This is a genomic window from Chryseobacterium formosense (genome assembly GCF_900116415.1).
Lineage (GTDB): Bacteria > Bacteroidota > Bacteroidia > Flavobacteriales > Weeksellaceae > Chryseobacterium > Chryseobacterium formosense.
Genome location: NZ_FPAP01000003.1, coordinates 90,890 through 109,986, shown reverse-complemented (window position 1 = coordinate 109,986; position 19,097 = coordinate 90,890). Strand labels below are relative to the sequence as shown.

At 38.6% G+C, this 19,097-nt stretch carries 12 protein-coding genes; 11 read left to right on the top strand and 1 reads right to left on the bottom strand.

Annotated elements, in window-relative coordinates; all coding sequences use genetic code 11:
- Window positions 1-68: 68 nt before the first annotated feature.
- From BM371_RS12160 to BM371_RS12140, 5 genes are all read left to right on the top strand, one after another.
- Window positions 69-1,766, top strand: a complete 1,698-nt coding sequence (locus BM371_RS12160; protein WP_034673618.1) for a ribulokinase — start codon at window positions 69-71, stop codon at window positions 1,764-1,766.
- Between the two features lie 348 nt (window positions 1,767-2,114).
- Window positions 2,115-2,813, top strand: coding sequence for an L-ribulose-5-phosphate 4-epimerase (locus tag BM371_RS12155; protein ID WP_034676999.1), 699 nt, complete (start codon window positions 2,115-2,117; stop codon window positions 2,811-2,813).
- Between the two features lie 133 nt (window positions 2,814-2,946).
- A complete protein-coding gene (gene araA, locus BM371_RS12150) occupies window positions 2,947-4,443 on the top strand; it encodes an L-arabinose isomerase (protein WP_034673620.1) in 1,497 nt (498 codons plus the stop codon).
- A gap of 21 nt (window positions 4,444-4,464) precedes the next feature.
- The gene (locus BM371_RS12145; protein ID WP_034673622.1) at window positions 4,465-5,622 is read left to right on the top strand and encodes an aldose epimerase family protein; all 1,158 of its coding nucleotides are present in this window, start codon (window positions 4,465-4,467) and stop codon (window positions 5,620-5,622) included.
- A 3-nt stretch (window positions 5,623-5,625) separates the two neighbouring features.
- On the top strand, window positions 5,626-7,353 hold the full coding sequence (locus BM371_RS12140; RefSeq protein ID WP_034673624.1) for a sodium:solute symporter family transporter: 1,728 nt from the start codon (window positions 5,626-5,628) through the stop codon (window positions 7,351-7,353).
- Between the two features lie 50 nt (window positions 7,354-7,403).
- Here the strand turns inward: BM371_RS12140 and BM371_RS12135 are convergent, their stop codons facing one another.
- The gene (locus BM371_RS12135; RefSeq protein WP_034673627.1) at window positions 7,404-8,081 is read right to left on the bottom strand and encodes an NUDIX hydrolase; all 678 of its coding nucleotides are present in this window, start codon (window positions 8,079-8,081) and stop codon (window positions 7,404-7,406) included.
- Window positions 8,082-8,597: 516 nt separating this feature from the next.
- On the opposite strand from BM371_RS12135, the gene BM371_RS12130 reads away from it, so the two are divergent.
- From BM371_RS12130 to BM371_RS12105, 6 genes are all read left to right on the top strand, one after another.
- The gene (locus BM371_RS12130) at window positions 8,598-10,973 is read left to right on the top strand and encodes a glycoside hydrolase family 127 protein (RefSeq protein WP_034673629.1); all 2,376 of its coding nucleotides are present in this window, start codon (window positions 8,598-8,600) and stop codon (window positions 10,971-10,973) included.
- Window positions 10,974-11,001: 28 nt separating this feature from the next.
- On the top strand, window positions 11,002-12,915 hold the full coding sequence (locus BM371_RS12125) for a sialate O-acetylesterase (protein ID WP_081874521.1): 1,914 nt from the start codon (window positions 11,002-11,004) through the stop codon (window positions 12,913-12,915).
- 33 nt (window positions 12,916-12,948) lie between these two features.
- The gene (locus tag BM371_RS12120; protein ID WP_034673630.1) at window positions 12,949-14,403 is read left to right on the top strand and encodes an MFS transporter; all 1,455 of its coding nucleotides are present in this window, start codon (window positions 12,949-12,951) and stop codon (window positions 14,401-14,403) included.
- Window positions 14,404-14,631: 228 nt separating this feature from the next.
- Window positions 14,632-15,753 carry an endo-1,4-beta-xylanase gene (locus BM371_RS12115; protein ID WP_034673632.1) on the top strand — a complete coding sequence of 374 codons (1,122 nt, stop codon included), beginning with the start codon at window positions 14,632-14,634 and terminating at the stop codon, window positions 15,751-15,753.
- Window positions 15,754-15,945: 192 nt separating this feature from the next.
- Window positions 15,946-16,920, top strand: coding sequence for a glycoside hydrolase family 43 protein (locus BM371_RS12110; protein ID WP_034677003.1), 975 nt, complete (start codon window positions 15,946-15,948; stop codon window positions 16,918-16,920).
- A 103-nt stretch (window positions 16,921-17,023) separates the two neighbouring features.
- Window positions 17,024-19,054 (top strand): alpha-glucuronidase, encoded by a 2,031-nt coding sequence (locus tag BM371_RS12105; RefSeq protein WP_034673634.1) that lies wholly within the window; start codon window positions 17,024-17,026, stop codon window positions 19,052-19,054.
- Window positions 19,055-19,097 lie beyond the last annotated feature (43 nt).

The following is a 19,097-nucleotide window of genomic DNA, read 5'->3' as shown; positions in this document are numbered from 1 at the left end:
TGTGCTGAGCCTGCCGAAGTAAAGGGTCTACCAAAATAAAAATTAATAAAATTTAATTCATCGCAACAATGAAGAAATATGTTATCGGATTAGATTATGGAACAGATTCCGTTCGTGCAGTCCTGATTGATACAGAAAACGGAGCCGAGCTTGCAACATCCGTAAGCTATTACCAAAGATGGAAAGAAGGAAAATTTTGTCAGCCTGAACAAAATCAATTTCGTCAGCATCCTTTAGATCATATCGAAGGCTTGGAAAAAACCATTTCCGATGTCGTAAAAGAAAGTGGAGTAGCCCCTGAAAGTATTGTCAGCATTTGTATTGATACCACAGGTTCGTCACCGCTTCCTGTAAATAAAGAAGGAATTGCATTGGCTTTAACGCCTGGCTTCGAACAAAATCCAAATGCAATGATGGTGTTGTGGAAAGACCATACTTCAATTGATGAAGCCGAAGAAATCAACAATTTAGCGAGAAACTGGGGCGGCGAAGATTACACCAAATTTGAAGGCGGAATCTATTCTTCCGAATGGTTTTGGGCAAAAATTCTTCACATCAACAGAGTTGATGAAAATGTAAAAAATGCGGCGTACAGCTGGATGGAGCATTGCGATTATATCACGTTTCTACTTTCCGACAATCAGGATTTAGCGACATTTAAAAGAAGCCGTTGCGCCGCAGGTCACAAAGCAATGTGGCACGAATCGTGGGGTGGACTTCCTTCTAAACACTTTCTCAGTCAGTTAGACCCGTCGTTAGCTGAACTTCGTGACAGGCTGTACGACAAAACATATACTTCAGACGAAATTGCAGGAAATTTGAATCAAGAATGGGCGGCAAAATTAGGATTAACGACAAATACGGTGATTGCAGTTGGAACTTTCGACGCACATTCCGGAGCAGTTGGTGCAAAAGTGGAGGAGAACACGCTCATCCGAATTATGGGAACTTCTACCTGCGATATTATGGTTGCACCCAACGATATTATCGGAGATAAAAGCGTGAAAGGAATCTGCGGACAGGTAGATGGTTCGGTTATTCCGGGATTGATTGGTCTGGAGGCAGGTCAGTCGGCGTTTGGTGATTTGTTGGCTTGGTACAAAGATATTTTGATGTGGCCAACCCAAAACATTTTAATGAATTCAAATGTCATCGATGAACATCAAAAACAACTTTTAAAAGAAGAAATAGAAAACAATCTCATCCGAAATCTCACTTTGGAAGCAGAAAAAATTCCTCTTTCCGAAGCCGTTCCTATTGCGTTGGATTGGATTAACGGACGAAGAACGCCCGATGCGAATCAAGAGCTGAAAGCTGCTATCAGCAACCTGTCACTCGGAACGAAAGCACCACACATTTTCAAAGCATTGGTGAATGCTATTTGTTTCGGCTCCAAGAAAATTGTTGACCGTTTCGAAGAAGAAGGCGTGAAAATCGAAAAGGTCATTGGAATCGGCGGCGTTGCCAGAAAATCACCTTTCATTATGCAGACTTTGGCAAATGTCCTGAATATGCCGATTGTGGTGGCAGCGTCAGACCAGGCTCCGGCTTTAGGAGCAGCGGTTTATGCCGCAGTTTCAGCCGGAATTTATCCGAATGTTCAGGAAGCAAGTCAGAAAATGGGTTCCGATTTCGAAGCCGAATACTTCCCGCAGGCAGAACACGTAGAAAAATATGCAGAATTAATGAGTCAATATCAAATTCTAGCCGACTTCACGGAAAACAATATCAAATCGAAAAAGAAGTCGAAAGTTGACAGTTTATAGTTGATAGAAATTTTAACCAGGATTTGATAGCTCCGTAGTAGCGCAGTGTTAATAGCCAAATATAATTGTCCATACACACCAAGCCTCGTAGAGGCGACCTGTTAAATAGATTATAGTACAAAAATTAACGATTAAAATTTTTATGGCAGCTTTATCCGTCTTCCGCTCCCAATCTTTTTTGCCAACGCTTTTGCCAATACAAAAAAGGATTTCCGCTCAAGCCGGGCTGCAGATTCAACATAAAACAACGATTAATATAAAAACACAATTTTGTCATTCCGTAGGAATCTAAGCAAATTTTGTAGAGATTCCTATGGAATGACAAAGGCAACTTTAAAAAATAAAAAAATGAGCATCTATAAAGAACTCCAGAGAGAATGTTACGAAGCCAATATGCAGTTGGATGCCTTGAAGCTTGTCGTTTACACATTCGGGAACGTAAGTGCGGTTGACCGTGAAAAAGGAATCTTTGCCATCAAACCGAGCGGCGTTCCCTACGAACTTTTAAAACCAGAAGACATTGTGATTTTAGATTACGATGCTAACGTAGTCGAAGGAAATCTAAAACCGTCATCCGACACCAAAACCCACGCTTACCTTTACAAAAACTGGGAAAATATTGGCGGAATCTCACATACGCACGCCATTTATTCGGTCGCTTGGGCGCAGGCTCAAATGGATATTCCGATTTTCGGAACTACGCACGCAGACCACCTGACGACAGATATTCCCTGCGCACCGCCGATGCGTGATGATTTAATAGAAGGAAATTACGAGTATAACACCGGAATCCAGATTTTGGACTGTTTTAGAGAAAAAGAACTGTCTTACGAAGAAGTGGAAATGGTACTCATCGGAAATCACGGACCGTTCACCTGGGGTAAAAATGCAGACAAAGCTGTTTACAATAGCAAAGTTCTCGAAACTATTGCAGAAATGGCGTATCGCACAAGACAAATCAACCCAAATGCACCACGCCTGAAAGATTCGCTCATCAAAAAACATTACGAACGAAAACACGGCAAAAATGCCTATTACGGACAATAATTAAAATAAGATTTGTCATTCTGAACGAAACGTAGTGTAGTGAAGAATCTTAATTAAATATAATCAATAGAGATTCCTCGTCCCTCGGAATGACAACGCAAAAGTAAAAACCATCAACCATCAACTAAAAAATATGTTAACACCTCTCAATACAAAAGAAATCTGGTTCATCACCGGAAGCCAGCATTTATATGGGCCTGAAACTTTAGCTCAGGTTGCGGAACATTCAGCAAGAATCGTGGAAGCACTCAATGCTTCATCATCCATTCCGGTAAAAGTCGTTTTAAAACCAACCGTAAAAACTACGGAAGAAATTTTTGAAACCCTTACAGCAGCCAATTTTGCCAAAGATTGTATCGGAATTGTAACCTGGATGCATACGTTTTCACCTGCAAAAATGTGGATTCGCGGACTAACCGCTTTGCAAAAACCAATGTTGCATCTTCATACGCAGTTCAATCAGGATATTCCGTGGTCTACGATGGATATGGATTTTATGAACCTGAATCAGGCGGCTCACGGCGACCGGGAATTCGGTTTTATGGTGAGCCGACTTCGCAAAAACAGAAAAGTAGTTGTCGGACATTGGGCTGACGAAAGAGTTCAGAAACAAATCGGAGAATGGAGTCGTGTTGCAGCAGGCTGGGATGATTGGCAAGGCGCAAAATTCGCTCGTTTTGGGGACAATATGAGATATGTTGCCGTAACCGATGGTGACAAAGTAGAAGCAGAAACCAAATTTGGATTTTCAGTAAATACTTGGGGAATAGGGGATTTGGTAAGTGTTGTCAATTCCATTGGCGATGGCGAAATCAAAACTTTGATTGAAGAGTATGAAGCGTCTTACAAAATGGCTGAATCTCTTCTTTCAGGCGGAAGCAACAGAAAATCTCTTGAAGCGGCAGCAAGAATAGAATTAGGTTTAGAAAAATTCCTGAAAGGCGGAAATTTCAAAGGCTTCTCAGATACTTTTGAAGACCTTCACGGATTGGAGCAACTTCCGGGAATTGCCGTTCAAAGATTAATGGAAAAAGGTTACGGTTTTGCAGGAGAAGGCGACTGGAAAACAGCAGCATTAGTTCGTGCAATGAAAACGATGGGACAAGGTCTGGAAGGCGGAAATGCCTTTATGGAAGATTATACCTATCATTTAAATCCTTCAAATCCTTCGGTTCTAGGCTCTCATATGCTGGAAGTTGACCCTGTTTTGGCGGTTGATAAACCATCTTGTGAGATCCATCCGTTGGGAATAGGTGGAAAAGCTGACCCGGTTCGTTTGGTTTTCAATTCGAGAGGAAATATTGATTCATTAAATGCCGCTTTAATGGATTTTGGAAATCATTTCAGGCTTTTAATCAACAAAACAAAAGCATTGGAAATTACGGAAGAATTACCAAAACTTCCTGTGGCAAGAGTTCTTTGGAAGCCGCTTCCTGATTTGTACACGGCTGCTGAAGCCTGGATTTTGGCTGGTGGAGCGCATCACACGTGTTACAGTGAAAACATCAGTGCAGAGCAGCTGGAAGATTTTGCAGAAATTGCAGGAATTGAATCTCTTGTTATCGATGAAGACACAAAAATCCGTGATTTTAAGAATACCCTTCGCTGGAATGAAATTTATTATCGTTAATCTTGCAAAATCATTCAGACTATGAAAAAAATAACTTATAACCTGATTATTATTGCGCTTTTATGTATTTTCGGGTGCAATAAAAAAGAAAATAATAATCAGACTCAAAAAGAGAATATGGAAAACATACAGGTTTCAGATTACGGAGTGACAGCGAAAGGCGATTCCATCAAAAAATATACCTTAACGAATAAAAACGGAATGAAGGTGGAAGTCATCAATTTTGGTGGAATCATAACTTCATTAACGGCTCCTGATAAAAACGGAAAATATGAAGATATTGTTTTAGGCTTTACAAAACCTGAAGATTATTTCAACGGAAATCCATATTATTTCGGAGCGTTGATTGGTCGTTACGGGAACAGGATTGCCAATGCCAAATTCACTTTGGAAGGTAAAACTTATGAGATCGATAAAAACGACGGACCCAACAGTCTTCACGGTGGAAAAGAAGGTTTTCATACCAAATTCTGGAATATTGAAACTGTAAAAGATGCTAAATTCCCGACGTTGAAACTGACTTACACAAGTGAAGATGGCGAAGAAGGTTATCCAGGAAAATTAACCACAACTGTTTTGTATACTTTGACAAATGAAGATGCCTTAGAAATCTCTTACGAAGCAACGACAGACAAAGCAACGGTTATCAATCTTACCCAACATTCGTATTTCAATCTTTCAGGGAATTTCTCAAAAACGATTACCGACCACGAATTGCAAATCAATGCAGATAAATTCTTACCTGTAAATGAAACCTTGATTCCAACTGGTGAACAGAAAGCTGTAAAAGGAAGTCCGTTTGACTTCACCCTTTCAAAACCAATCGGAAAAGATATCAACGCAGATGACGACCAACTTAAAAAAGGAAAAGGCTACGACCACAACTGGATTCTGAATGGAAGCGGAATGAAAAGCATCGCGAAAGTGTATCATCCTGAATCGGGTAGAGTGATGGAAGTTCTGACAGACGAACCGGGTGTTCAGTTCTATTCCGGAAATTTCTTGGACGGTAAATTCGATACCAAAACTGGTGGGAAAAATGAATTCAGAACAGGTTTTTGTCTTGAAACCCAGCATTTCCCGGATTCTCCGAATCAGGCTTCTTTCCCTTCAACTGAATTGAAGCCGGGTCAGAAATACCAGTCAAAAACAATTTATAAATTCTCAGTTAAAAAATAAAATATGGGAAACTTAGCAACTATTGATATCGTCATATTTCTGGTCTATTTTGTAGTGGTAACCGGTTACGGAATCTGGATTTATAACAGAAAAAAATCCACATCTACAGGCAGTAAGGATTATTTTCTTGCCGAAGGTTCACTCACTTGGTGGGCGATCGGAGCAAGTTTAATTGCGTCCAATATTTCGGCCGAACAGTTTATCGGGATGAGTGGGGAAGGCTTTTTCGTAGGAATTGCTGTTGCAGCCTACGAATGGATTGCTGCGATTGCATTGATAATCATTGCGGTTTGGTTCATTCCAATTTACCTCAAGAATAAGATTTATACGATGCCCCAATTTCTTGAAACCCGTTACAACAAATCGGTTTCACTGATAATGGCTGTTTTCTGGCTGTTTCTGTATGTAATTGTAAACCTTACTTCGATTCTTTATTTAGGAGCTTTGGCAATTGATACATTGTTGGGCGGAGATAATCTTCATATTATAATGATTGGATTGCTTCTTATGGCTTTACTGATAGGTTTAGGCGGAATGAAAGTAATCGGATATACCGACGTTATTCAGGTAGCTGTTTTGATTATCGGAGGTTTTGCCACGGTTTATATGGCACTTCAAATTGTTGACCAGAGAATCAACGGAGCTGCTGTAGGAAATGCTTTTGCAGGTTTTCAAACTTTGATGAACGAAGCACCACAACATTTCAAATTAATGCTTGATAAGCCAACGACAACTACCACAACTTTGGCAATGCCGGAAAATCTGAGTGTTCAGAAATATGTAGTTTTACCAGGATTGGCAATGTATTTTGCAGGTCAGTGGATTGTAAACTTAAACTATTGGGGATGCAACCAGTACATCACGCAACGTGCTTTGGGAGCTGATTTGAAAACAGCAAGAACCGGAATTTTATTCGCAGGATTTCTGAAATTATTTATGCCAATTATCGTAATGCTTCCGGGAATTGCAGCGTATGTTTTATATACAAAAGGCCATTTGCCTGGTTTCAACGGGGTAAAAGATGGCGCGTATTCAGCTATTTTAGGGTTTTTACCGTCAGGATTAAAAGGTCTTGCGGTTGCAGCACTAACAGCCGCAATTGTAGCGTCATTAGCAGGTAAAGTAAACAGTATTTCCACAATTTTCACTTTAGATATTTATAAAAAATATTTGAAAGCGGATGCGACAGAAATCCAAATGGTAAGAACAGGACGTTGGGCAATTATCGTGGCGATGTTTGTAGCTTTGGCGTTTACGTGGACGGATGTTTTAGGAATCGGAGGAGAAGGCGGATTTACATTCATCCAGAAATATACAGGATTTATCAGTCCGGGAGTTTTTGCGATGTTCCTTTTGGGAATGTTCTGGAAGAGAACTACGGGAACTGCAGCTTTAGTCGGTGTTCTTCTTGGGTTTTTACTTGCGATTTTCTTCAACAGTTTTGCAGTAGATATTTTCGGGAAAGAAACCTTGTTATACACCGCTTTCACGTATGAAAAATTAGAGAACGGCGTGGTTCACACCATTACGGAAATTCCGTTCCTGATTAATATGGGATGGTCATTCTTTATCACGGTTGCTGTAATGGTAATGATAAGTTTGGCGGGTCCGAAAGTGAATCCGAAAGTTTTTGCGATTGACACAACAATGTTTAAAGTTGATAACAGAACTTTGGTGTTGATCGTAGTGACATTGCTTCTATTGACCGCACTTTATGTGAGATTCTGGTAATCTGAAAATACTTAAAAAAAATAGGATGTCATTATTGACATCCTATTTTTTTATATTTTAAACATAAATCCTTCTGCCAACTTCTTCTGATATTTTGCTTCATCGAAACGATACAAAAAAGAACCTTTTTTAGAAGAGCTCATATCTTTCTCGTTCGTATTTACCAAGACATCCAGTGCATTGATTTTACTGGTAAAATTACGCTTGTCATATTTTTCATCAAAAATTGCTTCGTAAAGATTCTGAAGATCTTTCATTGTGAATTTTTCAGGAAGCAGTTCAAAGCCTATCGGTCGTGTGGTTGCTCTTCTTCTCAGTCTCAGGACAGCATCTTTTACCATTGCATTGTGATCAAAAATCAAATCGGGATGACCTTTTAAATCAAACCATTTGGCGCTGTATTTCTCATTAATTTGAATTGAATCCTGAATGTTAATCAATGCGTAATGCGAAATCGACATAATTCTTGCACTCGGATCGCGGTCAACGGCGGTGTAGGTATTCAATTGTTCGAGATAGATGTTTTCCAGACCAGTCAGCGCATTCAGAATACGATCGGCCGCTTGGTCTGAACTTTCCTGTTCATTAATAAATCCACCCATCAGTGACCAATCTCCTTTATTGGGTTCAAAATTTCTTTTGATCAGGAGAATTTTAAGATTTTCTCCATCAAAACCGAAAATAATACAGTCTACTGCGACAAAATGTTTAGGATAATTCTCTTCCATCAAAAATGATTTTGTGCAAAGTTAATATTTTTGTTGCAAGATTAAATGATTTCCGTTCATTAAATGTAATTATAACACTTTATATTCTCATTTAAAATTCAATTATCTAAAATATCGTGTCACACCGAGCTTTTTCGGGAAAGAAATCAATGCATTTTTTGCTAATTCTTCTGCAAATGATATGAATCTAATATCAATAAAATGTTAAATTAATGTTAAAATTTATCAATTCAATTAAATTTTTGGCTAATGTCAAATAATCACCAATTACGATAAGGCAGTGAATCGAAAAACAAAACTCTTTTTCAAACGAATCGTAATTATTTTGGTCACAGTGTTTTGAATATAGAAGGTTGATAACCTATAATTTGGATTATCTTTTTTTTTATGATAAGGTATGTCTTTTATCTCATTTTTTTTGAAACTCTAAATCAGATTTAATCCCGAGCAATTTTAAAATTCTTTTATATCTGAATACTTTCCGCTATTTTAGAAATGTAGAAATAACATTTATTAATGAATAAAAAATCACTGATATTATTTTTAGGCTTTACTTCGCTTGCTTTTGGGCAGGCAAAGAAAAATGTTAGCTACTTTCCGCTCAACAAGGTTCATTTGTCCGAAAGTGTTTTCAGCAAAGCGATGCAGACGGATGAGAAATATATCCTGTCGATGGATGCAGACCGGCTTCTTGCACCTTATTTAAAAGAGGCAGGATTGAAACCCAAAAAAGAAAACTATCTCAATTGGGAAAATACAGGACTGGATGGTCATATTGGTGGTCATTACGTTTCCGCTTTGGCGTTGATGTATGCTTCCACAGGCGACCCAAAAGTTAAACAGCGTCTGGATTATATGATTGATGAATTGGAACGTTGCCATAACATTTCAGAGAACGGCTATCTTTCAGGTGTTCCGAACGGTAAAAAAATCTGGAAAGAAATTGCCGATGGAAACATTCGTGCCGCAACTTTCGGTCTGAATGACCGCTGGGTTCCTTTGTATAATATTCACAAAATATATTCAGGTTTGCGCGATGCTTATTGGTATGCCGACAGCGAAAAAGCGAAGAAAATGCTGATAAAGCTCACGGATTGGATGGCTGATGAAGTTTCCGGACTTTCCGATGAACAGATTCAGGAAATGCTTCGCAGTGAACACGGCGGTCTGAATGAAGTTTTTGCCGATGTTTACGACATCACAAAAAATCCGAAATATCTAAAGCTTGCCCATCGTTTTTCTCATCTTGCGATTTTGAATCCGTTGTTGATTCAGGAAGATAAACTCACAGGAATACACGCCAATACACAGATTCCGAAAGTAATTGGTTTTAAAAGAATTGCAGATTTAGAAAATAACAAAGAGTGGAGTAATGCTGCCGATTTTTTCTGGAATAATGTCACGCAAAAAAGGTCAGCAATTATCGGAGGAAACAGTGTAAGCGAGCATTTTAATCCCATCAATGATTTCAGCGGAATGATTAAAAGTATCGAAGGTCCGGAAACCTGCAATACGTATAATATGCTGAAACTTTCCAAAGAATTGTATGCAACGAATCCAAAATCATCTTATGTAGATTATTACGAGAAAGCTTTGTACAATCATATTCTTTCCACGCAAAATCCTGATAAAGGTGGTTTTGTCTATTTCACGCCCATGCGTCCCGGTCATTACAGGGTTTATTCTCAGCCGGAAACAAGCTTTTGGTGCTGCGTAGGTTCCGGAATGGAAAACCACGCCAAATACGGCGAAATGATTTATGCTTATTCTGATGAAGATTTATACGTGAATCTATTTATTCCTTCCGTTCTAAAATGGTCAGAAAAGAAAATAGTTCTGAGACAGGAAAATAATTTCCCTGAAAATCCGTCGACAAAATTAATTTTTGACGTTGCTCCAAAATCAAATTTAAATTTAAAATTAAGAGCACCGGAATGGGCAACTTTTTCTGAAATTACCATTTCAGTGAATAGTAAAAACGTGAATATTCCTGTTGATGTTGAAGGTTATTTTACCATCAAAAGAAAATGGAAAAAAGGCGATGTTATCGAAATGAAAATGCCGATGCATCTCTCCGCAGAACAACTTCCTGACCATTCTGATTATTTTGCCTTCAAATATGGTCCGATTGTTTTGGCTGCTAAATACGGAAAAGAAAATCAGGACGGGCTTTTCGCCGATGACAGCAGAGGCGGACATATTGCGCATGGACCACAAATTCCTTTGAATGAAATTCCGACTATTTTGGGCAGTTCAACGTCAGTTTTAAGCCATTTAGAAGCTGTTAATGGAAAGGACTTAACATTCAGACTAAAAGGTTTGTATCCTCAGAATAAATTCAGCAACGGATTGGAATTGGTTCCGTTTTATAAGATTCAGGAAGAACGCTACATTATTTATTTTCCGCAGGCGAATCAGGATAAAATCGAAATGATTCAGAAACAGAAAGCCAAAGAAGAAGAGGAAATCAGAAAACTGGACAACATCACTTCAGATAAAATTCAGTTGGGCGAGCAGCAGCCGGAATCAGACCATTTCATTGACAGCAAAGATTCCAACACCGGTTATATGGAAGACCGCCATTTCCGTGAGGCAAAAGGTTGGTTCAGCTATCAAATGAGAAACAAAGATAAAAATGCAAAATACCTTTATATTTTGTATTTCGATGCCAATAACAACCGTACATTGAATGCGGAAATTAACGGAATCAAAATGATTTCTAAAAATTTCGATGGTAAATCGGGCAGCTCTCCGCTATCGTTATTAATTGCTATTCCTGAATCTGAAAGTCGCAAAGAAATCCTTAATGTAAAATTTAATACCAAGGAAAAATCGCTTACCCCGAAAATCATCGAAGTAAGATTGTTGACCCAAATGCCAGATAAAAACTAAAATTAAACTGCAGAACTCGAAATTTGCTATGAAAAACAGAATCTTTTTTAAAATATTAATTTTATTCGTAGGCTCATTATGCATTTCACTTATTGATGCAAAAATCAAGCTTCCGGCGCTGGTTTCAGACGGAATGGTTTTGCAACGTAATCAAAAGCTGAATCTCTGGGGAAAAGCCGATGTCGGAGAAAAAGTAGAAGTTAATTTTCTCAACAAAAAATACACTACAACCGCCGACGCAACCGGAAATTGGAAAATCACACTTCCCGAGCAGAAAGCTGGAGGTCCGTACACGATGACCATCAATGAAATTACATTGAAGGATATTCTCATCGGCGATGTTTGGTTGGCTTCAGGACAATCGAATATGGAACTTCCGATGCGCAGACTGACACCGTTTTACGCCGACGAAATCAAAAATGCAAATAATCAGAATATCAGATTTTTTACGGTTCCTCAAAAATATAATTTTAAGCTACCTCAAACCGAGCTTGATGGCGGAAAATGGGAAGCGACAAACCCACAGACGATTCTTAATTTCTCGGGAGTTGCTTACTTTTTCGCAAAAGAATTAAGTCAGAAAAATAAAGTTGCTGTCGGAATTATCCATGCAAGTTTAGGCGGTTCTCCGATTCAGGCGTGGATGGATGAAAATTCTTTGAAAAAATATCCCGAATATCTGGACGAAGCCAAAAAATGGCAGAACGATGATTTGATAAAATCTACAGAATCTGGCGAACAGGCGTTGAGCAAAGCTTGGTATGCAGAACTCGACCAAAGCGATATTGGATTAAACCAACATTGGGAAAATTTTGACCTAAACGATTCTGACTGGAAAACAATGAATATTCCCGGTTCCTGGGAGGATAAGGAAGGTTCTTTCGAAGGTTCAGTTTGGTTCAGAAAAGAAATTAATTTGACTAAAAATCAGGCAGGAAAAGTCGCTTTTTTAAATTTAGGAAGAATAAAAGATGCAGATGTTACCTACATCAACGGAACAAAAGTAGGAAATGTAACCTACGAATATCCGCCGCGTTGGTATGATATTCCGGCAGGCATTTTAAAGGAAGGAAAAAATGTGATTGCTGTGAGAATCTCCAATGGAAGCGGAAAAGGACAGTTCATCGCTGACAAGCCTTATTACCTCGAAATCGACGGAAATAAAATCGATTTAAAAACCGAATGGAAATATAAAATTGGTGCTAAAATGGAAAAAATGGCGCCCGGACAAACCTTCATCCGATGGAAACCAACAGGATTGTACAATGCAATGATTAATCCGCTCATCAATTATAATATCAAAGGTGCCATTTGGTATCAAGGCGAAAGCAACACCGGAAAACCAAAAGAATACGGCGATTTGCTGACCACAATGATTAACGATTGGCGAAGCAAATGGAACCAGAAAGATTTGCCTTTTTTTACCGTGCAATTGGCTAATTTTATGGAACCAAAAGCGCAGCCTGTGGAAAGCAATTGGGCAGAGCTGAGAGAACAGCAGCGTCAGGTTTCTCTCAAAGTTCCGAACACAGGACTTGCCGTAATTATCGATATAGGAGAGTGGAACGATATTCATCCTCTGAACAAAAAAGCTGTCGGAGACAGATTGGCTTTACAGGCATTAAAAGTTGCTGACAAGAAAAATATCATTGCAGACGGACCTGTTTATCAGTCAATGAAAACCGATGGAAATAAAATCATTCTATCCTTTAAAACCGGAACTGATGATTTTGCACTGGTTTCAGAACTGAAAGGATTCACTATCAAAGGAAAAGATGGAAAATATGAATGGGCAAAAGCAAAAATCGAAGGCAATAAAATAATTGTCTGGAATGATACCGTTTCAAATCCCGTTTCGGTAAGGTACGATTGGGCAGACAACCCCGATGGAAACCTTAAAAATAAATCCGGACTTCCTGCATCGCCCTTCACTACAGAATAATCAATTATCATTTATCAATTATAAATTATTAAAATGAACAACTCATCTCAAAAAATATCTGTCGTTGAGAAAATCGGCTACAGTTTAGGAGATTTAGCCGCCAATCTGGTTTTCCAGACTTTAGTGACGTATTTAGCTTATTTTTACACAGATATTTACGGATTAAAACCGGAAGATGCATCCATCATTACGCTTACGGTTGGTTTATTGGCTGGTTTTGTCTTCAACCCGTTGATTGGAGCTTTAGCAGACAGAACCCGTACAAAATGGGGGAAATTCCGTCCTTGGATTTTATTAACGGCAATTCCGTTGGGTGCCGCGGCACTTTTTGCGTTCAGCACACCTGATTTTTCTTATAAAGGAAAAATGATTTATGCAGCAATTACTTATTCTGTTTTACTATTACTTTATGCAGCCAATAATTTACCTTACGCAGCATTAAGTGGCGTTATCACAGGCGATATGAGTGAAAGAAACAGTATTTCTTCTTATCGTTTTGTAGCTGTGATGTTTGCGCAGTTCTTCGTGCAGGTATTTATGCTTCCGATTATTTTGTCGGCTGGACACGGTGACAAGGCAGCCGGAATCGAGGTGGTAATGACTTGGCTGGCAATTATCGGAACGATAATGTTACTCATCACTTTTCTCACAACCAAAGAAAGAGTCATTCCAAAGCCGGAGCAGGAATCTACTTTAAGGGCTGATTTAAAAGATTTAAAGAAAAATAAGCCGTGGATTATAATGTTAACGGTTACCGCATTGATTTTCATTACATTGGCAATGAAAGGCGGTTCGTATGTATATTATTTCAACAATTATGTCGATGAAGCTTCACTGCAGCAATTTATATCACCGATTACCAATTTCTTCAATTCCATCGGGATGAATTTCTTTGGAGAAGACCCCCGTTCAGCAGGTTTCGGCCTCTTCAATGCAGGTGGAATCATTATGATGATTGTCGGGATTACTTTCTCGAAAAAGTTTGCGGACAAATATGGCAAAAGAGATGCATTTATCGCTTCACTTTTTATTTCAACATTATTTGTCTTAGCATTTATATTTTACCCGCCAAAATCTGTTGGATTAATGTTCTTATCCCAGATTCTACACGGTTTCTTCTACGGAATCGGAACGCCCTTGCTTTGGGCAATGATTGCCGACGTTGCCGATTATTCGGAATGGAAAAACAACAGACGCGCAACCGCAATTATTTTCTCGGCAATGATGGTTGGATTAAAGGTTGGTTTAAGCATCGGAAGTTCGCTGGTTGCATTAATTATCGGAAAATATGGATACATTTCATCAGAAGGTGCAATGAGCGTTGTTCAGCCGGAAAGTGTTTCAGCTGGAGCCAAAATGCTGGTCAGCGTATTTCCATCCATTCCGTTCTTTTTAGCTTGTGGATTGCTGATGTTCTACGAAATCAACAAGAAAAAGGAAATCGAAATCGAGCACGACCTAAAAGAAAGAAGAAAAGCGAAAAATTAAAAATAAAATAAAAATTTGGGCAGCTATTTCCGTCTTCCACTCCCAATCTTTTTTGCCAAAGCTTTTCCAGCCGCAAAAAAAAGGATTTCCGTTCAAGCCGGGCTGCGAGATTCAGTATAAAATGAACTCCGTAGGAGCGATCTGTTAATAGCAAATAATAACCATCAACATTAAGCCTCGTAGAGGCGATCTGTTAAGGATTCGATAAATTATAAAAAAAAATTAACAATGAAAAAAATAGTCGCATTATTAGGAATTCTAGCCTTGAACGTTTCTTGCAAAACTGCAAGTTCAGCATCGTCAGACAATTCTCTGAAAAATGCATTCAAAAATAAATTCTACATCGGTACCGCAATGAGCTTACCTCAAATTGACGGGACAGAGGTAAAGTCTGTAGAAATTATTAGAAATCAGTTCAGTTCCATCGTTGCAGAAAACTGTATGAAATCGATGTTTCTGCAGCCAGAAGAAGGCAAATTCTTTTTTGATGATGCTGATAAATTTGTGGCTTTCGGAGAAAAAAATAAAATGTTCATCATCGGTCATACTTTAATTTGGCATTCGCAATTACCAAAATGGTTCTTTGTAGACAAAGAAGGTAAAGACGTCTCTGCGGAAGTTTTAAAACAAAGGATGAAAAATCATATCACAGCGGTTGTCAGCAGATATAAAGGTCGTGTGAAAGGGTATGATGTTGTTAACGAAGCCATAATGGAAGACGGTTCTTACCGTAAAAGTAAATTCTATGAGATTTTGGGCGAAGAATTTATTCCGTTGGCTTTTCAGTATGCACAGGAATCCGACCCAAATGCAGAATTGTATTATAATGATTATAATGAGTGGTTTCCGGAAAAAGTAAAAACGGTTGTCAAAATCGTTAAAAATTTAAAATCCAGAGGAATCCGTATTGATGGAGTAGGAATGCAGACCCACGTTGGATTAGATACTCCCAAATTAGCAGAATATGAAAAAGCAATAGTAGAGTATGCTGCAGCTGGTGTAAAGGTGAATGTTACTGAAATGGAAATCAGTGCATTACCGTCGCCATGGGGAACTTCTGCCAACGTTTCGGATAAAGTAGAATATGAAGCAAAAATGAATCCTTACACAGCTGGACTTCCCGAAAATGTAAAAACAGAATGGGAAAACCGTTATTTGGATTTCTTCAGATTATTTCTGAAACATCAGGATAAAATCCGAAGAGTGACAATGTGGGGTGTTACCGATACCCAATCCTGGAAAAACGATTTCCCGGTAAAAGGCAGAACTGATTACCCATTACTTTTCGACCGGAATTATCAGGCAAAACCTGTGGTAGAAAAAATCATTCAATTAACAAAAGAAAAATAATATTTAACCACAAAAGTCACAAAAGATTTTTATGCTTCTAAGAATTTCAAAAGACCAAAAAAGCAAAGCATTTTCAGCAGTATCCTTTTTTGAGCTTTTGATTAGCTAAAATATTCAATAATTTCTTTTGTGTCTTTTGTGGTTAAAAAATCTATCATCTATCAGTCATCATCTAAAAATATAAACTATAAAATGAACAAAGCAAAATACCTCTTCCCAAGCGATTATATGGCAGATCCATCTGTTCACGTTTTTGAAGGCAAAATATATATTTATCCATCACACGACCGTGAAAGCGGCATCGAAGAAAATGACAACGGAGACCATTTTGATATGAACGATTATCACGTTTTCTCGCTGGATGATATGGAAAACGGTGAAATTACAGACCACGGTGTTGTCCTTTCGGTAAAAGATATTCCTTGGTCGGGAAGGCAATTGTGGGATTGTGATGTGGCATTCAAAAATGGAAAATATTATATGTATTTTCCGTTAAAAGATAAAAACGACATTTTTAGAATCGGTGTTGCCGTAAGTGACAAACCTTACGGACCATTTATTCCGGAGAAACATCCGATGTTGGGAAGTTATAGCATCGACCCTTGTATTTTTGAAGAAAATGGAAAACATTATATGTATTTTGGCGGAATCTGGGGCGGACAATTACAGCGTTACAGAAATAACAAGGCTTTAGAATCAGCAATAATTCCAAATGATGATGAACCTGCAATTCCTTCAAAAGTTGCTTTGTTGGGTGATGATATGCTGGAATTCGGTGAAGAACCAAAAGACGTTCTGATTCTGGATGAAAGCGGAAATCCTTTGCTTCACGGCGACAAACACCGCTTTTTCGAAGCGTCTTGGATGCATAAATACAACGACAAATATTATTTCTCATATTCTACCGGCGATACACATTTGATATGCTATGCGACGGGAGATAATCCTTATGGTCCATTTACTTTTCAGGGAGAAATTCTGACACCTGTCGTTGGCTGGACAACCCATCACAGTATTGCTGAATTTAAAGGAAAATGGTATCTGTTCTTCCACGATTCTGTTCCAAGTGAAGGAAAAACCTGGCTCAGAAGTATGAAGGTAATCGAACTGGAATATGACAGCGATGGTAAAATTAAAACCATTGAAGGTTTGGAAGACCATCAATAGGAACGGGCAGTGTCATCCTGAACTGAGTCGAAGGAAGCCCGTTTGAAAAGATAATATACAATTTGGCTTCAGCCAAAACTTAAATAATTTTAAAAATTTAAGAATGCAACATTTCCGACATTACATTTTGCTGTTTTTAATCATTCCGTTAATGGCTTTTGCTGAAGACGGAAGTCAGTTATGGCTTAGATATCCTGTAAACCCAAAGCCAAGAAATATAGTTAACTCAAATAGTAAAAGTCCTACCATTGAAATCGCGAAAAAGGAACTGAACCAACATTGGGTCGGGCAAGTCGTTGATTTAAAGATTGACAGATTTCCGGAAAATTTTAAAGACGGGTATAAAATCGTTTCTACTCCGAAAAAAATCAGCGTTTTGGCGAAAACAGATTTAGGATTATTGTACGGAAGCTATCATTTGTTGAATCTGCAACAGCAGAAAGCCGATTTTTCTAATCTGAAATTAGAAGAAAAACCTTCGTATGATGTCAGAATTCTCAACCATTGGGACAATCTGGACGGAACCATTGAACGGGGTTATGCCGGACATTCACTTTGGAAATGGGAAGATTTACCGAATACCATTTCGCCGAGATATGAAGAATATGCAAGAGCAAATGCATCCATCGGAATTAACGCAACCGTTCTTAACAACGTCAATGCTTCGCCAAATATGCTCAGAAAAGATTATTTGGAAAAAGTAAAAGCTCTAGCAGATATTTTCAGACCTTACGGAATCAAGGTATATCTTTCTGTTAATTTTTCATCCCCAAAAGTTTTGGGAGGTCTTCAGAATTCTGACCCGCTGAACAAAGATGTTCAGAAATGGTGGAGAGATAAAGCTGCAGAAATCTATAAGTTGATTCCGGACTTCGGCGGATTTTTGGTTAAAGCTAATTCTGAAGGACAGCCTGGTCCGCAGGATTACGGAAGAACGCATGCAGATGGTGCCAATATGATGGCAGATGTCCTGAAACCTTACGGCGGAATTGTGATGTGGAGAGCATTTGTTTACAGTCCTAGCAAAGAAGACAGGGCAAAACAGGCTTATCTGGAATTTGTTCCGCTTGATGGAAAATTCAGGGATAACGTTATTGTTCAGATTAAAAACGGACCTGTTGATTTTCAGCCTCGTGAAGCGTTTAATCCACTATTTGGAGCATTGAAAAAAACGCCCGAAATGGTTGAATTTCAAATTACTCAGGAGTATTTGGGGTTCTCAAATCATTTGGTTTTTCTCGCACCATTATTTAAAGAAACTTTAGACAGCGATACGTATTCTAATGGAAAAGGTTCCACGATTGCCAAAATTACGGACGGAACTTTAAGGCCAGCAAAATTGACCGCAATTTCTGCGGTTGCAAACATTGGTGAGGATAAAAACTGGACAGGGCATCATTTTGCACAAGCCAATTGGTATGCTTTCGGACGTTTGGCCTGGAATCATGATTTGACTTCGGAACAGATTGCTGATGAATGGATTAAAATGACGTTTAATGATGATGAAAAATTCCTCAATCCAGTAAAAGAAATGATGCTCACTTCAAGAGAGACTGCCGTAGATTACATGATGCCGCTTGGTCTTCATCATATTTTCGCAGGTGGACATCATTATGGTCCGGAACCTTGGGGCGATTACAAAGGCGGAAGACCTGATTGGTCGCCGGTTTATTACCATCAGGCTGATGAAAAAGGACTTGGTTTTGACAGAACCAAAACGGGAAGCAATGCTGTTTCACAATATTTTCCTCCACTCAACGACATCTACGGAAATATCAAAACGACTCCCGAAAACCTCATTCTCTGGTTTCATCACGTTCCTTGGGATTATAAAATGAAAGACGGGAAGACGTTGTGGGAAGAACTCTCTTACAAATATGACACAGGTGTAAAAAATGTCCGTGACTATCAAAAGGTTTGGGATAAAATACAGCCTTACGTTGATGAGGAGAGATTTGCAGAGGTTCAGTCTAAATTGAAAATTCAGGCAAAAGATGCAGTTTGGTGGAAAGATGCCTGTTTGCTGTATTTCCAGACCTATTCCAGAAGACCAATTCCGTCTGATATTGAAAAACCGGTTCACGAACTGGAAGATTTGAAGAAAATTAAACTCAATATGGGACATCATAATTAAGATTTTTCCAACTTAGAAATCACTTTATATATTGTTTCTACTT